The following is a 15917-nucleotide window of genomic DNA, read 5'->3' as shown; positions in this document are numbered from 1 at the left end:
GTCACGTGAACAACGTGACTCCGGCAGTCGACGTGGCCGACCGCCGGACTGGAGGCCCGTGGCGCACCCGCCCCGCGCCTCCCGTCCGGCGGTGGCGCGCGGCTACTGCAGCGTCGCGTACGAGACGCAGGCGTCCCGGAACATGTCGAGCGTCTCGTCCGTCGTCGACGCGAAGACCGACACCCGTGCGACGCCGAGGCGCGTCGTCGCGGTCACGCCGTGGTTGTGCAGGGCCGCGGACAGCGCAGTCAGGCGCCCCTCGGCCGGACGGAGCACGACGATGCCGGCGCGCTCGCGCGGGTCGCGGCTGGACTCGACCTCGAGGCCGAACTCGTCCGCGATCGCGAACACGCGCTCGACCCGCTCCGAGACGCGCTCCTGGACGGCCCCGACACCCACCTCGACCAGCCGGTCCAGCGACACGGCCAGGCGGGCCTGTGCGATCGGGTCGATGCGGGTCATCTGGTAGCCGGCGGCACCGGGGCGGACGGCGGGGACGTCCACGGGCCAGCCGGTCGTGCCGTGCGGACCGGACAGGGCCGGACGCAGACGGTTCAGGGCACGGTCGCTGAAGGCGGTGAAGCCCGTGCCCCAGCCGGCGTGCAACCACTTCTGGCCGCCGGTCGCGACGACGTCGGCGATCTCGTACGGGGCGTCGACCACGCCGAAGCCCTGGATCGCGTCGAGGACCAGCAGGCGGTCGCCGATGACCTCGCGGATGCCGGCGAGGTCGGCCAGGTACCCGGTGCGCCAATCGACGAGGGAGACCGCGACGGCGGTGACGTCGTCGGTGAGGCGCTCCCGGATCAGCGACGGCGTCATCCACCCGGCACCGGACTCGATGACGACGGGCTGGACCCGGCCGCCGGTGGCCGAGGCGGCGCTGGCGAGCGCGAGCGGCAGTGACGGGTACTCGTCGGCGGACACGAGCACGCCGCCGGTCAGACCGAAGGCGGTGTGCAGCAGACCGGGCGTCGTCGCGGTCTGCGAGACGACCTGGTCCTCGCGGCGGCCGACCAGCCGCGCGGCGATCGTGCGGACGCGGGCGTCCTGCTCGTCGAGGGTCTCCATCGCGCCGAAGCGCATGTGCGCCTGGATCGTGCCGAGCACGCGCTGCTCCTCGAGCACGGCGGTCTGCACGGGGCCGAACGCAGCGTGGTCGAGGTAGCCGGGGTCTTCGGAGAAGCCGGCGGCGTACTCGTCGATGTTCACAGGGGTGCACCTTTCACAGTGTCGAACCCTGAGAGCCTACTGGGACGCCGGTCTCTCCGCCGACGCGACGCGGGCCGTGGCCAGCCGGGTCGGCCGGATCAGCCGCGTCAGCCGGGTCAGCCGCCGAAGCGTCGCGACCGCAACCCGAAGTCGCGGACCGCCCGCAGGAAGTCGACCTCGCGCAGGTCGGGGTAGAGCGCCTCGACGAAGTAGAACTCGCTGTGCGCGCTCTGCCACAGCATGAAGTCGGACAGCCGCTGCTCGCCCGAGGTCCGGATCACCAGGTCGGGGTCGGGCTGCCCCTGGGTGTACAGGTGGTCGCCGATGAGCTCGGGGGTCAGGACCTCGGCCAGGGTGTCGATCGTGCCGCCGTCCGCGCCGTGCGACTCCACGATGCTGCGCATGGCATCGGCGATCTCGCGGCGCCCGCCGTACCCGACGGCCAGGTTGATGTGGAGTCCGCTCCGGCCGGCGGTGCGCTCCTCGGCCTGCGCGAGGGCGGACACGAGCGACTCGGGCAGCCCCTCGTTCGAGCCGACGTGCTGCACGCGCCAGTCCGTGGTGTCCGCGAGCACGCCGGCCAGGTCGCCGATGATCCCGACGAGCTCGCTGAGTTCCGCTCCGGCACGCCCGGTCAGGTTGTCGGCGGAGAGCAGGTAGAGCGTCACGACCTCGATGCCGAGCTCGTCGCACCAGGTCAGGAACTCGGGGATCTTCGCGGCACCGGCGCGGTGGCCGTGCGCGGCGGACTCGAGGCCGAGCTGCTTCGCCCACCGACGGTTGCCGTCGACGATCATGGCGACGTGCTTCGGCTTCGCGCTGCCCTCGATCTGGCGGCGGATGCGGCTCTGGTAGGCGCGGTAGAGGATCCCACGTCCTGCCCATCCCACCCTGCCGGTCACGCACCGAGCGTAGTGCACCGTCGGTCGGAGCGACCCGAGTGCGGCTCCCCCAGAACTCGTGGCATCCGTTCGGGCACGGGGCTTACAGTCGGCACATGCAGGACGAGCACGAGACCGCCACCCTCCCCCACGTCCCGTTCACCGAAGAGGCCGCGACGACCACCGAGGACTCCCGCCCCGCCTGGCGCGGCTGGATCCACCTGGGCGCGTTCCCGTTCGCCGTCGCGATGGGCATCGTCCTGATCGCACTCGCCGACAGCACCGCGGCGAAGGTCGGCAGCGCGGTGTTCATGGCGACGTCCCTGGCGATGTTCGGGGTCTCCGCGACCTACCACCGGTTCCCCTGGGGCCCGACGGTCAAGGCGGTGCTCAAGCGCATCGACCACACGAACATCCTGCTGCTCATCGCCGGCACCTACACACCGATCGCGATCTGCGCGCTGCCGCACACCCTGATGGTGGTCGTGCTCTGGGTGATGTGGTCCGGCGCGGCGCTCGGCATCGCGTTCCGTGTGCTGTGGATCAACGCACCCCGGTGGCTGTACGTGCCGATTTACCTCGTGCTCGGGTGCGCGGCGCTCGGACTGCTGCCGCAGTTCTTCGCCGCGAGCGTCCCGATGACGGTGCTCATCCTGTCCGGTGGCGTGGCCTACATCGTCGGCGCGCTGGTCTACGGGTTCAAGCGGCCGAACCCGGTGCCCACCCAGTTCGGCTTCCACGAGGTGTTCCACGCCCTGACGGTCGTGGCCTTCGGCGCGCAGTGGGTCGGCGTGCTCATCGTCGCCCTGGACCCGGTGCGCTGACGGACGGGAGGCCCGGTGCCAGCTGGCACCGGGCCTCCAGTCCGCCGTGCGGTCGCGTCAACCGCGCTCGGTGTCGTCCCCGACGTCGGCTCGGCCGTCCTCGGCCGCACGCCGTCCCGGCTCGTCCGTCGCCGGCTCGTCCACCGCGGTGCCGTCCGCTTCCGCCTCGAGACGCTCGCGGATCTCGGAGCGGTAGCGGGTCCGCCGGATGCGCCGCGTCATGTCGACGACGAGGAAGATCGTCGCGATGGCCACGAGGGCGATCGCGATGAACCCGACGACACCGGGCGTGACGTTGACGTCCGGCACGACGCTGGGGCTGGGACTGGGGGTGGCGGCGAGTGCCGCCGCGATGGTGCTCACGGGGTCGGTTCCTTGTCGGCAGGGATCCCGGCGAACAGATCGGTCTCCGGGAGCTCGGTGGGCACGCGGGCCTCGACGAGCTGGTAGTCCTCGGTCGGCCACACCGTGGCCAAGAGGTCGTTCGGCCAGTAGAAGAACGCACTGTCCGGCGCCACCTGGCTGGCGTGGGCACGGAGCGCGGCATCGCGCTGGTCGAAGTACTCGTGCACGTCGACGTGCGTGGTGGCCAGGTCGGGTCGGTCGGCGAACCGCTCGACCCATTCGCGCAGCTGCTCGATCGCGGGGCTGTCCGGGTCGCGGTCCTGCAGCGCCTCGAAGATCGTCCGGAACCGCCGCGGGTTCATGGTGCGCTCGTAGTAGAGCTTCGCGATGGACCACGGTGCGCCGGCCGACGGGTACGCCGACGGGTCTGCGGCAGCGGACCACGCCGCCATCGAGACCTCGTGCGTGCGGATGTGGTCGGGGTGCGGGTACCCGCCGTTCTCGTCGTAGGTGACGAGCACGTGCGGGCGGAACCGACGGATGACGCGGACGAGCGCCTCGGTGCTGTACTCGAGCGGCACGGTCGAGAAGGTGCCGGGACGGACCGTCTCGCCCTTCTCGGGGTCGGGCAGACCGGAGTCGTGGTACCCGAGCCACAGGTGGTCGATGCCGAGCGCGGCCTGCGCGGCGGCCATCTCACCGCGGCGGTACCCGGCCATGTCGCGGTGCGCACGGCTCGTCGCGGGCTCGCCGAGCTGCTCGTTGAGGATGTCGCCGGCCTCGCCCCCGGTGCACGAGACGACGAGCACCTGGTGCCCGTCGGCCACGTACTTCGCCGCGGTCGCCGCCCCCTTGCTCGACTCGTCGTCGGGGTGGGCGTGGACGGCCAGCAGGCGGTACGGCACAGGACTTCCTCACGTGGGGTGAGCGTGGGCGAGCGGAGGACGAACAGGGGCGGGGAGTGCACAGCGAGACGTGAACTACCCTGGGATCAGGATAATCACCCCGGGAGCCCCGAACTGTCCGAACAGCACCACGCCGCCACCCTCGACGACCGCTACGGCCGTACCCCGGCCCGCGCGCGCCGCAGCAAGGTCGTCGCGATCACCGCGGCGATCGCCGTCGTCGTGGTCTTCGCCGCATGGGTGATCTGGGCGGGGCTCGACCAGTCCGACCGCGGGCTGACCGACGACGTCGTGGGCTACGAGGTCCTGTCCCAGCACAGCACCGTCGTGCACTCGCAGGTCTCCGTCGACCCGGGTGTGCGGGCGAAGTGCGCCGTGCAGGTCCTCGACAAGAGCTACTCGATCGTGGGCTGGAAGGAGATCACCCTCGCCCCGTCCGAGCAGCGCACCCGCAGCATCAGCACCGAGGTCACCACCACGACGCGTGGTGTGACCGGCTTGATCCACGACTGCTGGGTTCCCTAGACTGTCCTGATTCGCCTCTCGAGACCGACCACTCGGCCGGTCTCGTTTTTTCATGGTCGAAGGGACAGAACATGAGCAACGACACGCAGGTCACCTGGCTGACCCAAGAGGCGCACGACCGCCTCCAGGCGGAGCTCGACGAGCTGAGCGGCGAGGGCCGTGCCGAGATCGCGCGCCGCATCGAGGCCGCTCGCGAAGAGGGCGACCTCAAGGAGAACGGCGGCTACCACGCCGCCAAGGACGAGCAGGGCAAGATCGAGGCCCGCATCCGCGTCCTCACGAACCTCCTCAAGCACGCCACCGTCAGCGAGGCCGTCTTCGACGGCACGGTCGAGCCCGGCACGGTCGTCACCGCCGTCATCGCGGGTGACGAGTCGACGTTCCTGGTCGGCAGCCGCGAGATCGTGGCCGAGGGTTCCGACCTGACGGTCTACAGCCCGGTCAGCCCGGTGGGCGCGGCGATCGTCGGCCTCAAGGCCGGCGACAAGGCCACGTACACCGCGCCGAACGGCAAGGAGATCGCGGTCGAGGTCGTCAAGATCGAGCGCTACGAGCCGTAGGCAGCACCACTGACGGACAGGAGGCCCGGGGCGACACCGCCACGGGCCTCCTGTCCGTCTGCTGGTCGCGCCCACGGCCCCGCCCGCCGCCGCGCACCACGGTTGCGACGCGACACGCGTCGAACGACTCGTGGATCGTCGCGGAGCTAGTGCTCGAGCAGCTCGGGGCGGAAGCCGACCTCGTGCAGGCGCTGGATGACCTCTTGGGCGTGCTCGGGACCGCGTGCCTCGATCGACAGGTCGAGGGCGACCTCGTTGATGACCAGGCCTTGGCCGTGGCGGGTGTGCAGGACCTCGACGACGTTCGCGCCGGCGTCCGAGATCACCTGGGCGACCCGGGCGAGCTGACCGGGACGGTCCGGCAGCATGATGCGGATGCCGATGTAGCGCGAGGCGGCGACGAGACCGCGGGTGATCACGCGCTCCATCATGAGGGGGTCGATGTTGCCCCCGCTCAGCAGCACCACGGTGCGGCCGGTGTCGCGCACGGCACCGGACATGATCGCGGCGACCCCGACGGCGCCGGCGGCCTCGACCACGAGCTTCGCGCGCTCGAGCAGGACGAGCAGGGCACGAGCGGTGTCGTCGTCGGAGACCGTGACGATCTCGTCGACCAGGTCGCGGATGATCGGGAAGTTGAGGTCGCCGGGTCGAGCGACCGCGATGCCGTCGGAGATGGTGGGCTTGGTCGTGATGGTCACGGGCTCACCGGCGCGGATGGACGACGGGTAGGCCGCAGCGTTCTCGGCCTGCACTCCGATGACCCTGATCGGGCGTCCGAGCCGCTCGGCCATGCCCTTCACGGCCAGGGCGATGCCGGAGATCACGCCACCGCCGCCGATCGGCACGACCACGGTGTCGACGTCGGGCACCTGGTCGATGATCTCGAGGCCGAGGGTGCCCTGACCGGCGATCACGGCGGGGTGGTCGAACGGCGGGATGAAGACGGCTCCGGTGTGCGCGGCGAAGTCCTTGGCGGCGCTCAGGGCCTCTTCGACGGAGTGACCGCGCAGGACGACCTCGGCGCCGTAGTGGCGGGTCGCCTGGAGCTTCGGCAACGCGACGCCGACCGGGGTGAAGATCGTTGCGGGGATGCCGAGCTCGCGGGCCGCGAGGGCGACGCCCTGGGCGTGGTTGCCGGCACTGGCCGCCACGACGCCCTTGGCGCGCTGCTCTTCCGACAGGGTCGACAGGCGGTTGTACGCGCCGCGCACCTTGTACGCGCCGGTGCGCTGCAGGTTCTCACACTTCAGGTGCACGGGCGACCCCAGCAGCTCGGCCAGGAACTGCGAGGTCTCCATCGGGGTGACGCGCGCGACACCCGCGATGGTCTCGCGCGCCGTCTCGATGTCCGCGAGGGTGGGGATCGCGGCGAGCGTGTGCTGGGAGGCGCTGGTGTCGGTCACTCCCCCATCATCGTCGCTCCGGGCGTCCGCAGCGAACCCGTGACACGAGGGATCGTTCAGCCTCAGCCTGCCGTTCCCTTGACCGCGGTCGGCTGTTCGTCGGTGCCCGGCTTCGGGACGTCGCCGCGACGGTTCCGCAGCTTGAGGATCTTCCGACGGCGCTTCGACCGGACGGTGGCGTCGTGCGCCTCTTGCTTGGCCTCGCGGATGTGGTCGGAGTCCATGGTCTTCCACCGGCCGCTCGCGATCGCGGTGACCATCGAGTTCACGGTGGCGATGAGCGGGACCGCGAAGAACGCGCCCGCGATGCCGGCGAGCCCCGAGGCCGCGGTGACCCCGAGGACCACGGCGAGCGGGTGCACCTTGACGGCGCTGCCCATGACGAGCGGCTGCAGGATGTGGCCCTCGACCTGCTGCACGATGAGGATGACGACGAGCATCCAGACCGCGGCGACCCACCCGTTGAACACCAGGGCGACGAACACCGCCAGGAACCCGGTGACGATGGCGCCGACGACCGGGATGAACGACCCGAGGAACACGAAGACGGCGATCGGCACCACGAGCGGGAGCTGCAGGATGGCCGCCCCGAGGCCGATGCCGACGGCGTCGACGAACGCGACGAAGATCTGCACGCGGATGAAGCTCGTCAGGGTCGTCCAACCGGCGACACCCGCACCGTCGATCGCGCTCCGGGCGTTCTTCGGGAAGAGCCGGACCGTCCAGCGCCAGACGTTCTTGCCGTCGATGAGCAGGAAGATCACGGTGAAGATGACGACGAACAGGCCGGTGAGGATGTGCGTGAGCGACGACCCCGCGCTGGCGACACCCGACAGGATCGATCCGGAGTTGCTCTGCAGCCAGTCAGTCGCCTGGTTGAGGTACGAGTTCAGGTCCTTCTGGCTGATCCCGAGGCCGGACCCGAGCACGAAGTCGCGGATGTTGTCGTACTGCGACAGGGTGCGGTCGCGGAGCGACGGGTACGAGGCGGCGATCTGGTCGACGACGAGCCAGATGAGCGCGCCGACCGCGGCGAGCCCGCCGACCAGGCTGACGATGACGGCGACCCACTTCGGCACGTGGTGGCGCTGCATCCAGTTCGACAGCGGGACCAGGAGCGCGGCGACGACGATGCCGATGAGGAACGGGATGAGGATCTCGCTGAACAGCGTGACGAGGTAGATGAAGACCGCGACGACCCCGAGCACGACGAGGATGCGCCACGACCACGCGCCGGCGATCCGCATGCCGGGCGGGACCGCGTCATCGACGACGACGGGATCCGTGTGTGGTGTCTTCTTTCCCCAGGCCATGGGCCGATCCTAGCGATCCACACGTCCTCGCGTTCCAGATACGGCATACGTTCGGACGCCCCGCTGTCGGCGGGGTTCGGTAGCGTCGCCGCATGGTCAGGTCATCGCTCTCCGCCGCCGAAGCCCGCCGCGTCGCACTCGCCGCGCAGGGCTTCGGTCGGCCACCGGCGACGGAGGCCTCGACGCGCGCGGTGAACGCTGCGTTCGCACGCCTCGGGTTGCTGCAGATCGACTCGGTCAACGTGTTCGAGCGCAGCCACTACCTGCCCCTCTTCGCACGCCTCGGTGCGTACGACCGGTCGACGCTCGACCGCCTGACCCTCGAGCGCACCGGCCCGTACACCGAGTACTGGGCGCACGAGGCGGCACTCATCCCCCGCGACGACCTCCGGCTGTTCCGGTGGCGGATGGACGCGCTCCGAGAGCGCGACGCCGGTCCGACCCGGATCGACGGGGTCACCCGCACCGCGGGGGTCCGGCGGGAGCTGCACGCACTGCTCCGGGCCGAGGGGCCGATGCGGGCCAGCGCGGTCGAGCACGAGTCGAACGTGCGACGCGGGCCGTGGTGGGGATGGAGCGACGTGAAGCTCGGCCTCGAGCAGATGTTCCGCTGGGGCGAGGTGGTCAGCGCCGGTCGATCGGGGTTCGAGCGCGTCTACGCACTGCCCGAGCACGTGCTGCCGGCAGGGTTCCTCGAGACCGCTCCGCCACGCGCCGCCGCCGTGCTCGAACTCGTGCGGCACGCCACCCGCGCGCTCGGGGTCGGCACCCGTGCGGACATCGCCGACTACTACCGGCTGCGGTCGGACGACACCGCGACCGCCATCGCCGAGCTCACCGCCGCCGGCGAACTCCTGCCCGTGCGCGTCGAGGGCTGGGCGGAGCGCGCGTGGCTCCACCCCGAGGCGCGGGTGCCCCGGCAGCTCGTCGCCGACGCGGTGCTCAGTCCGTTCGACCCGGTCGTGTGGTTCCGACGGCGGGCCGAGCGGATGTACGGGTTCCACTACCGGATCGAGATCTACACGCCGGCCCCGAAGCGGGTGTTCGGCTACTACGTCCTGCCCGTGTTGCAGGACGACCGGCTCGTCGGGCGGGTGGACCTGAAGAGCGATCGGCAGCGCGGCGTCCTGCGGGTCCGGACGGCGTGGCAGGAGCCCGGCGAGCACCTGGACCCCGAGCGCCTGGCCGACACACTCCGTCGGACAGCAGCCTGGCAGGGGCTCGACACGATCGAGGTCACCGACCGCGGGACGGCAGCGGCCGCGGTCGCCGGTGCGCTCGGCACTCTGCTCGTGCCGCACGGAGCCGTCGACGACGCCGATGCCCCGGAGACCGCCGCCACGGCCGCGGAGCAGCTGGACGCGGCGTCGGCCTGACGCCTCAGAAGCGTTCGGCGTTGGCGCGGAGCCGGGCGATGTGGTCCGGCAGCGGCGGGTGCGTCGAGAACAGCCGGTCCGTCAGGCCACGGCGCATCGGATCGTTCAGAACTGGACGCGCGGCGGCTCGGCGATCGCCGAGGGTTCGGCCGTCTCGAAGAAGGTCGCCTCGTCGAAGCCGCGGCGCTTCGCGAAGGTGGAGTTCGGGAACACCCGGATCTTCGTGTTGAGCTCGCGCACGCCGCCGTTGTAGAACCGTCGCGAGGCCTGGATCTTGTCCTCGGTGTCGACGAGCTCGGACTGCAGCTGCAGGAAGTTCTGGCTTGACTGCAGCTGCGGGTACCCCTCGGCGACGGCGAACACGCTCTTCAGCGCCTTCTGCATGTGTCCTTCGGCGGCCGAGGCGGTGCCGGCGTCCCCCGCGGTGAGCGTCTCGGAGCGCGCCTTGGTGACGTCGTCGAAGACGGCCTTCTCATGGGTGGCGTACCCCTTGACCGTGTCCACGATCGTCGGGATGAGGTCTGCCCGCCGTTTGAGCTGCACGGAGATGTCGCTCCAGGCCTCGTCCACCCGGACCTTGAGCGTGACGAGCGAGTTGTACGTCACCCAGAGGTAGATCCCGATGATGACCAGGATCACCACCACCACTCCGACGACGATGAGCGTCGTGACGAGTCCGGTGTCCATGTGGGGGTACTCCTTTTCGCGTCGGATCCGCGGTACTGCGTGGCCTGAACGGCCGTCGAGAAGTCTACCGACGCCGACGTGCTGCTCTCGCCCGGGGCCGGGGTTCACGGGCGATTCCCGAGTCACGCACACCGGGCGCTCGGGCTGCCGGCCCGAGACGACCGGATGCGGGACATCATCCGCGAGGTGTATTGACCCAGCGGCCCGGATCACGTGGGATGGGGTGCAGTGAGCACGCGCGGGGACAACGGGGACGAGCGGGCCGTCGGGGGCGACGGCCCTCGTCGTCGTACCCGGTTCGTCGCGGTCGCCTCGGCCACGGCGGTCCTCGCCGCCGCGCTGCTGGCCGCCGCCGCAGCCCCCGCACTCGCGAGCACCTCGAGCGCAGCGCGCACGACGAGCACCGCAGCCACGGCGACCCCCGCGCCGAGCGAACTCGTCGGCCCGCCGAGCAGCGGGCGCCCCGGCACCCCCACACCGCCGCCCGCGTCCACGGGCCGCCCGTCGGTCCCCACGACCATCGCCGACCCGGGCGACGTCACGAGCAGCACGGCGCGCTTCCACGGCACCGGCACCCCGGGACACGGAGTCCGTGTCACCGGCCCCGCGTCCACCGGCTCGACCGGCTGCTCGACCGGCGTGCTGGCGAACGGGTCGTGGTCCTGCCTCGGCACAGTGCGCTCCGGGCCCGGGCAGGTGTTCACGGTCCGTGACCTCACCGCTGCGGGCCAGCCCTCGGCCAGCGCTCCGGCGTCCGACGTCATCGTGCCGCCGACCATCGCGTCCGACCACCCGACGAGCGGAGCGCTCTCCGGCACCGGGTTCCCCGGGTCCACCGTGACGCTGACGGTCTCCGGGTCGTCGACGCAGCAGACCGCCCCGGTCGGTCCGGACGGCCGATGGGTGGCCTCGCTCGCGCTGCGGTCCGACGCGACGGTCACCGTCACCGCCTCGCAGACCGCGAGCACCGCACGCGGGTACCGCTCGGACCTCCGCAGCGCCTCGTCGGCCCCGGTCCGGATCGCGGTGGACCGTTCGGCTCCGGCGGCACCGCGGATCACCGCCCCCGACGACGGCGACCGGATCGGATCGCGGGCGACGGTCGTCCGTGGGTCCGGGGAGCCCGGGGCCGCTGTGACCGTCTACGTCGACCGTGCTCCGGTCTGCCGTGCCGAGGTCGCCGCGAACGGGTCGTGGTCGTGTTCGACGGCCGGGTCGCTGCTCCGCGCCGGTGCGCACGACCTCACCGCCACGCAGCACGACGCCGCCGGCAACTACTCGCGGTCGTCCGCCGCCGTGGAGGTCACCGTGTGGTCCACCTCGACCACCCCGACCGGCACCCCGGGCACGAACGGCACGGGCTCCGGCAGCGATGGAAGCGACGGCAGCGCGTCGGGGACACCGCCCACCGGCGCCGCCGACCCGTCCGGCAGCCACGGCAATGACGGCACCCACCAGTCCGACGACCCCACCAGCGGAGCCGGGACGGGAACGGGCACCGGTGGCCCGGACGACGGTTCCGGCACGGCAGCCGGATCCGGCAGCGCCGGCTCCGGCTCGCACGGCACCAGCACCGGCACCGGCACCCCCGGAGCGGCAGGCGGCGGGCACCGCGACTGGTCCGGCTCCGCGGGCGACTGGACCGCGGCGACCACCTACGACCGCACCGTCCCGACGATCCAGGCCGCGTTCTCGTGGCGGACCGTGCTCGTGGCCTCGGCCGTCGCCGCCGGCTTCCTGGTGCTGATCGCCGCACCGCTCGCGCTGGTCGCCGCCGCGGCCCGTGGCCGGATCCGGTCGCCGTTCGCCGGGCTGCTCGGCCGGAACCGCGCTCGTACGGAGCGCACGCGCACGGACGACGTCCTGCCGACCTGGGCCTCCGTCGCGATCGCGATCGGCGCCACCACGGTGTGCACACTCCTCGGTGTCGGTGTCTCCCTCGAGGCGCGGTACGTCCGTCTCGCCATCGCCGTCCTGCTCGGCACGGCCGTGCTGACCGCCGCTGTCGTCATCGCCACGCGGTGGGCGGCCGGCCCCGACCACCGCGCGGTGGGGTTCCGGGTGTCGTCGTGGCTCGTGCTCGCAGCCCTCGTGGCCTGCGGTGTCACGCGGGCTGCTGACCTCTCCCCAGCCCTGATCGTCGGCGTGCTGCTCGTCCCGTCGGCTCGTCCCGACCTCGACACCGCCGCGTTGCGACTCGGGTCCGGGATCATCGGCGGTGCCCGGAGCGCGACCTGGCGGACGATCGCCCTGCTCGGACTCGCCGCCACCGGCTGGGTGCTGCACAGTGTGACCGCCGGCGGTGGGTTCTGGACCTCGTTGACCTCGGAGTTCGCGATCACCCTGTGCGTCGGTGGTGTCGGTGCGGTCGTCGCGACGCTCCTGCCGTTCGCCGGGTCGGCCGGCAGCGCACTGCTCGCGGCATCACGCGGCCGGTACGTGGGCCTGGCCGTCGTCGCGGTCACCCTGACGGCCGCCGTCTACTCGGGTCCGTCCGGCACGCACGCCTCGCCGCTCCTGCTCGGCGCGATCGGGGCGACCTGCGTCGCGGGGGCGGTCGGGGCCTGGTTCTGGGCGCGCACCGCGCGGCCGGACGCGCGCGCCTGACCCGCACCGGGCCTCCCGTCAGCCGTTCCGCGCCACCCACGGGGCCGCCCACCGAGCCTCCCGTCCGCACGCCCCACACGGCGGATACAGTGACGAACGGTGCGTGACGCACTGCTCGACCGCCCAGGGAGCGACGATGACCGAGACTCGATCCGACTACGACGCGACACGGTTCCGCGAGGTGTTCGAGGGCAGCTTCACGTACGCGAACGGCTTCGCGCGGAACACCCACCGCTTCGCGGACCGACCGGCACTGCGTGAGCCGGACACCGGACGGTCGTGGACCTACGCGGAGCTCGGCGACGCGGTCGACCGCCTCGGCGGGTGGCTCGTGCGGCACGGCGCAGGCCGTGGGTCGGTGGTCATGGTCGAGCTGTTCAACTCCCCCGAGTTCGCGATGCTGTACCTGGCGTGCCACCGGATCGGCGCAGTGTTCTCGCCGACGAACTTCCGGCTCGCCCCGGACGAGGTCGCGTTCATCATCGAGGACTCCGCACCGGTCGTGCTGGTGCACGACGTCAGCCGCACTGCCGAGATCGCCCGCGCGCTCGAGACCTCGCCGCACCGTCCCGACCACCTGGTCGTCGTCGGTGGCGACGAGCACGCCGCACGCGACGACCAAGACACGCACGACACGCACGGCGACCAGCCCGCACGCGATGCGCGGGTCGCGTTCACCGCCCTCCTCGCCGCCGACCCGGTCACGCCCGCCGAACTCGCTGCGACCGAGCCACGCAGCACGTACGACGAGACCACCCGGCTCTACACCTCCGGCACGACCGGGCGGCCGAAGCCGGTACCCCTGCCGAGCCTGGTCGAGGTGCTCAGCGCCCACGACGTCGTGATGCACTTCCCGCTCAGCCCGTTCGACAAGACCCTCAACATGTCGCCGCTGTTCCACCGCGGCGGCCTGTACTCGGGCGGCCCGAACCCGGTGTTCTACGTCGGTGCCGAGCTCACGACGCTGCGGCACTTCGACGCCGAGCGGGTGCTCGACCTGGTCGAGTCCGAACGCCTGACGTTCCTGATCGGTGCACCGCCGAACCTCGTCCAGCTCGCGGACGCGCAGGAACGACGACCCCGCGACCTGTCGTCCCTGCACGGCATCGTCACCATGGGCGCCCCGCTCGACCGAGCCGCGGCGCTCCGCTACCAGGAGCTCCTGTCCCCACGGATCTTCAACGGCTACGGCACGACCGAGACCTTCTGGAACACGTTCCTGCGCCCAGAGGACTTCCCCGACGGCGCCGGGTCGACGGGCCGCGCGTCGACCGACGACGACGTCGCGGTGGTGCGCGTCTACGAGGACCGCCTGGCCGAACCGAGTGACACCGTGCCGAAGGACGGCTCCGAGATCGGCGAGTTCGCGGTCCGCACCGTCAAGTCCGGCTACTCGTACCGCAACCCGGGCCTCGAGGCGGAGAAGTTCGCGAACGGATGGTTCTACCCCGGCGACCTCGCCACGTGGGACGAGCACGAACGCGTGACGATCGTCGGTCGCAAAGACGACATGATCATCTCCGGCGGCGAGAACGTGCACCCCGTGCAGGTCGAGGCCGCGCTGCAGGAGCACCCGGGCGTCGCCGACTCGATCGTGGTGGGGATCGCGGACGAGCGGTGGGGCGAGGTCGTCACGGCCTACGTCGTGCGCGCGCCGTCGCGGCTGCCGGACGACGACGTCGCCGCTGCCGCCGCGCTCGAGGAGTGGACCGCCTCGCACCCCGGGCTCGCCCGGTACAAGCGGCCACGGCGGTACCGCTTCGTCGACGAGGTGCCCTACAACGCGACGGGCAAGAAGGTGCACTACCTCGCGAAGGCGACGGCGGCGGCAGACCAGGCGGCGGACCGGCTGATCGAGCCGTAGCGGGCTCTGCAGGTGCGCGGCGTCGGACGGGAGGCCCGTGGCGGCCCCGCCCCGCGCCTCCAGGCCGTCAGCCGGTCGCGTCCACCCCGCGGCTCGGCGCGTTCCGGGCGAACAGGCCCGGCAGCAGCCCGCCGATCTTCGTCCCGATGCACAGGCTGACGAAGGTCGCCAGGGGCGTCGCGAGCGACTCGGGGTCGAACGTCGCGACCGCCACCAGGCCGACAGTCCCCGGCACGAGCAGCAGGAACGCCGGGAAGAACGACACCGTCGCCGGGATCGCCGGCACGAGCCGCTCGAGCAACCGTGTGGCGACGAACAGCAGCGCCGCCGTCGCACCGGTCGCGACGACGCTGCCCCACACCGGCGTCGTCCCGCTCACCAGGGCGTAGGCGGTGACCATGACCGCGACGGACACGAGCGTCAGCCGCCACCCCGAGCGGAACACCAGGCCGAGGCCGACGGCCAGGACGACGACGGCGAACCACGACACCCAGTACGACGGCACCGACTCCCATCCGGCCAGGTCCGTGCCGACGGCCGCGACCTCGCCGACGAGCGCTGCTGAGGACGGATCGACGTGCAGCCCGGTCAAGGCACTGCCCGAGGCGATGCCGGCTGCCATGAAGCCGAGCATGATGAGCCCCTGGACCAGCCGCGACGACCCGGTGACGATGTCGGCAGCGGTGAGCTCGAGCAGCGCGTTGGTGATCAGGGCGCCGGGGACGAACACGGCCACGGGGGCGCACACGGCGAAGAGCGGTACCTGCTCGAACCCGGTGCCGGCGGCGACGAGCCCGACGATGGCCGTCGACACGAAGGCCGCCAGGAACGGGATGATCGCCACGGCCTCGCGGAAGCGGCGGAGCAGCAGACCGATGACGCCGACGAGGGCACCCACCAGGAGTGCGAGGACGATGGCCCACCACGGGCAGCGGAAGACGACAGCGAGCCCGGCGGACGTCAGCGCGTTGCCGAGGATCCACGGCAGCGCGGGGGGCGGGACCGTGCCGGCGCGGATGGCCCGGACGCGTGCGGGGATCTCGGCGAGGGCGATGGAGCCGCTCTCGAGCCCGAGCACCACCCGGTTGGCCCGTGCCGCCTGCCGTGACGACAACTCGACACCCTCGGCGTTCACGATCGTCGCCGCACCCGTCGAGGTCTCGCTCACCATCACGAGTGCGGGCAGCACCCCGATCGCCAGGGTCGGCCCGACCCCGGCGGCGTCGCGGGCCTTCTCGAGCGCAGAACGGACGTCGGTGACGGAACTGCCGGCGTCGAGCAGCAGTGCCCCGAGCGTGCCGAGGAGCATGCCGACCGGCACCGTCTCGCCGTCCACGACCTCGACGTGCGCCTCGGGTTGGCGGAGGGCGTTCCGCAGGTTCGCGAGTGCGCTTCCGAGTCCGACCACGCAG

General features: G+C 71.8%; 14 protein-coding genes. 6 read left to right on the top strand and 8 right to left on the bottom strand.

Annotation, left to right across the window (positions count from 1 at the left end; all coding sequences use genetic code 11):
- Window positions 1-102: 102 nt before the first annotated feature.
- Both ITJ59_RS16150 and ITJ59_RS16145 read right to left on the bottom strand, forming a co-directional pair.
- Window positions 103-1212 carry an aminotransferase class V-fold PLP-dependent enzyme gene (locus ITJ59_RS16150; RefSeq protein WP_194652316.1) on the bottom strand — a complete coding sequence of 370 codons (1110 nt, stop codon included), beginning with the start codon at window positions 1210-1212 and terminating at the stop codon, window positions 103-105.
- A 116-nt stretch (window positions 1213-1328) separates the two neighbouring features.
- Window positions 1329-2114, bottom strand: coding sequence for an isoprenyl transferase (locus ITJ59_RS16145; protein WP_323749533.1), 786 nt, complete (start codon window positions 2112-2114; stop codon window positions 1329-1331).
- Between the two features lie 95 nt (window positions 2115-2209).
- On the opposite strand from ITJ59_RS16145, the gene trhA reads away from it, so the two are divergent.
- A complete protein-coding gene (trhA, locus tag ITJ59_RS16140) occupies window positions 2210-2917 on the top strand; it encodes a PAQR family membrane homeostasis protein TrhA (RefSeq protein ID WP_194652315.1) in 708 nt (235 codons plus the stop codon).
- 57 nt (window positions 2918-2974) lie between these two features.
- Here the strand turns inward: trhA and ITJ59_RS16135 are convergent, their stop codons facing one another.
- Both ITJ59_RS16135 and mca read right to left on the bottom strand, forming a co-directional pair.
- Window positions 2975-3280 carry a hypothetical protein gene (locus ITJ59_RS16135; protein WP_194652314.1) on the bottom strand — a complete coding sequence of 102 codons (306 nt, stop codon included), beginning with the start codon at window positions 3278-3280 and terminating at the stop codon, window positions 2975-2977.
- On the bottom strand, window positions 3277-4167 hold the full coding sequence (gene mca / locus ITJ59_RS16130) for a mycothiol conjugate amidase Mca (protein WP_194652313.1): 891 nt from the start codon (window positions 4165-4167) through the stop codon (window positions 3277-3279). The genes ITJ59_RS16135 and mca overlap by 4 nt, the downstream gene beginning before the upstream one ends.
- 24 nt (window positions 4168-4191) lie before the next feature.
- On the opposite strand from mca, the gene ITJ59_RS16125 reads away from it, so the two are divergent.
- On the top strand, window positions 4192-4692 hold the full coding sequence (locus tag ITJ59_RS16125; protein ID WP_194652312.1) for a DUF4307 domain-containing protein: 501 nt from the start codon (window positions 4192-4194) through the stop codon (window positions 4690-4692).
- Between the two features lie 71 nt (window positions 4693-4763).
- On the top strand, window positions 4764-5252 hold the full coding sequence (gene greA / locus ITJ59_RS16120; RefSeq protein ID WP_111084815.1) for a transcription elongation factor GreA: 489 nt from the start codon (window positions 4764-4766) through the stop codon (window positions 5250-5252).
- 146 nt (window positions 5253-5398) lie between these two features.
- Here greA and ilvA read toward each other — a convergent pair whose 3' ends face one another.
- Together ilvA and ITJ59_RS16110 are read right to left on the bottom strand one after the other, a co-directional pair.
- The gene (gene ilvA / locus ITJ59_RS16115; RefSeq protein WP_194652311.1) at window positions 5399-6658 is read right to left on the bottom strand and encodes a threonine ammonia-lyase; all 1260 of its coding nucleotides are present in this window, start codon (window positions 6656-6658) and stop codon (window positions 5399-5401) included.
- A gap of 62 nt (window positions 6659-6720) precedes the next feature.
- Entirely contained in the window at window positions 6721-7971 is a 1251-nt protein-coding gene (locus ITJ59_RS16110) for an AI-2E family transporter (protein ID WP_194652310.1), read from the bottom strand.
- A gap of 92 nt (window positions 7972-8063) precedes the next feature.
- Between ITJ59_RS16110 and ITJ59_RS16105 the strand changes: the two genes are divergently transcribed.
- Window positions 8064-9347 (top strand): winged helix-turn-helix domain-containing protein, encoded by a 1284-nt coding sequence (locus ITJ59_RS16105; protein ID WP_194652309.1) that lies wholly within the window; start codon window positions 8064-8066, stop codon window positions 9345-9347.
- Window positions 9348-9452: 105 nt separating this feature from the next.
- On the opposite strand, the gene ITJ59_RS16100 is transcribed toward ITJ59_RS16105, so the two are convergent.
- The gene (locus tag ITJ59_RS16100) at window positions 9453-10034 is read right to left on the bottom strand and encodes a LemA family protein (protein ID WP_194652308.1); all 582 of its coding nucleotides are present in this window, start codon (window positions 10032-10034) and stop codon (window positions 9453-9455) included.
- Between the two features lie 228 nt (window positions 10035-10262).
- Between ITJ59_RS16100 and ITJ59_RS16095 the strand changes: the two genes are divergently transcribed.
- Both ITJ59_RS16095 and ITJ59_RS16090 read left to right on the top strand, forming a co-directional pair.
- Window positions 10263-12641 carry an Ig-like domain-containing protein gene (locus ITJ59_RS16095; protein WP_194652307.1) on the top strand — a complete coding sequence of 793 codons (2379 nt, stop codon included), beginning with the start codon at window positions 10263-10265 and terminating at the stop codon, window positions 12639-12641.
- Between the two features lie 136 nt (window positions 12642-12777).
- Window positions 12778-14505 carry a class I adenylate-forming enzyme family protein gene (locus ITJ59_RS16090; protein WP_194652306.1) on the top strand — a complete coding sequence of 576 codons (1728 nt, stop codon included), beginning with the start codon at window positions 12778-12780 and terminating at the stop codon, window positions 14503-14505.
- Between the two features lie 67 nt (window positions 14506-14572).
- Here ITJ59_RS16090 and ITJ59_RS16085 read toward each other — a convergent pair whose 3' ends face one another.
- Window positions 14573-15913, bottom strand: coding sequence for a threonine/serine exporter family protein (locus ITJ59_RS16085; RefSeq protein WP_194652305.1), 1341 nt, complete (start codon window positions 15911-15913; stop codon window positions 14573-14575).
- Window positions 15914-15917 lie beyond the last annotated feature (4 nt).

It is taken from the genome of Curtobacterium sp. VKM Ac-1393, assembly GCF_015350995.1.
Taxonomy (GTDB): domain Bacteria; phylum Actinomycetota; class Actinomycetes; order Actinomycetales; family Microbacteriaceae; genus Curtobacterium.
The sequence above is the reverse complement of the archived record's forward strand: the minus strand, read 5'-3'. Positions and strand labels throughout refer to the sequence as shown.